Consider the following 1,387-nt stretch of genomic DNA (forward strand, 5'->3'; position numbering starts at 1 on the left):
TAGTAGTACTTAGTTAGGTTGGGGCTCGTGGTTGGCAGTAGGGGCAGTATCCGGTCCGGACGGCGACGAGGTGTTGGAGCTCGCGGAGGATGCCGTAGAGACTCAGGCTGCCCCAGGTGCTTTTGGGCGTGTCAGGCGCAGTGTGGTGATGAAGAGGTGGGCGGCGGTGACGAGGGTGGCGTGGTGGTGCCAGCCGAGCCAGGTGCGGCCTTCGAAGTGGTCCAGGCCGAGCCCGGTTTTCAGTTCGCGGTAGTCGTGCTCGATGCGCCAACGGATTTTGGCGATCCGGACGAGTTCCTTCAGCGGTGTGGTTTCGGGCAGGGTGGAGAGCCAGTAGTCGGTGGGTGCGGGTGCGCCTTTGGGCCATTCGGCGAGCAGCCACTCGGCGGGGAGGGAACCGTCCTCGGCGCGGGGGATCTCGCGGTTGGCTGCCCGGACCCGCAGTGCGATGAACCGGGAGGTCATCGAGGCGGGTTTGTTGCTGGTCGTGGACTTGGTGCCGTGCCGCCAGGTGACCTGATGCAACGCCTTTCGGCCGGCGGCCATGACGAGGTCTTTGAGTGACTGCGGGTCTTCGAGGTAGCGGCGCCGGGCCGGGCGTGGGCCCTTGCCGGCGTACTCGGGCACGTCGATGGGAGCGTCTTGGAGGTGCGCGGTCGTCGAGTGCTTGACGGCGACCATGTAGGGGATCGCCCGTTCGCTGAGTCCGGACCGGAACGCGGTGATCTCCCCGTAGCCGGCGTCCCCGACCATGATCGGGGGCCGGTAGCCCCAGGCGCCGAGTTCGTCGATCATCTCCAACGCCATCGCCCACTTCGTCCGATGGCGTTGAAGTTCGGGGATCTGCGCCTTGGCCCGGCGAGCGGCGATCATTTCGGCGTGCGCGTTCGTCTCCGCGGAGGTCTCATCCCAGGCTTCGGGCACATAAAGCCGCCAGTCCAGCGGGCAGGAGGCCTTGTCGGTGGCCGCGTGGATACTGACGGCGATCTGGCAGTTGCCGATCTTGCCCAGGGTGCCCGAATACTGCCGCGCAACGCATGGCGAGGAGCCGCCGTCCTTCTTGAACCCGGTATCATCGACCACCCACGCGTCAGGGCCGATCACCTCGACGGCCTTGCGCACCAGGACCCTGCGGGCCGGCTCGGGCTTCCACGGCGAGGACGAGACGAACTGCTGCAACTGCTGGTAATCGACCCCGAGCCGCTCACCCATCGGCTGCATCGATTTCCTCCGCCCGTCCAGCATCAGACCGTGCAGATACAGGTTCCCCTTGTTCCGCTGATCCTTACGCGGAAGCGACGCGAACACGTCCGCCACAAACGCTTCCAGCTCCGTTTTGGTCTGGGCAAGCTCATCCGGTTTCATGCCTCGAAAATTAACAGGATCG

Annotated in this window: 1 protein-coding gene; it reads right to left on the reverse strand. The window is 65.5% G+C overall.

Translation table 11 applies throughout. The features are described 5' to 3' along the window. Positions 1 to 102 precede the first annotated feature (102 nt). The gene (locus QK290_RS18435) at positions 103 to 1,365 is read right to left on the reverse strand and encodes an IS701 family transposase (RefSeq protein WP_282332120.1); all 1,263 of its coding nucleotides are present in this window, start codon (positions 1,363 to 1,365) and stop codon (positions 103 to 105) included. Positions 1,366 to 1,387: the final 22 nt, after the last annotated feature.

The sequence above is a fragment of the Pseudarthrobacter sp. AL07 genome, from assembly GCF_029960665.1.
In the GTDB taxonomy this organism is placed as follows: Bacteria; Actinomycetota; Actinomycetes; order Actinomycetales; family Micrococcaceae; genus Arthrobacter.

Coding starts and splice junctions, on each gene's coding strand:
- QK290_RS18435 (WP_282332120.1), bottom strand. CDS start 1,365: ATGAAACCGGATGAGCTTGCCCAGACCAAAACGGAGCTGGAAGCGTTT.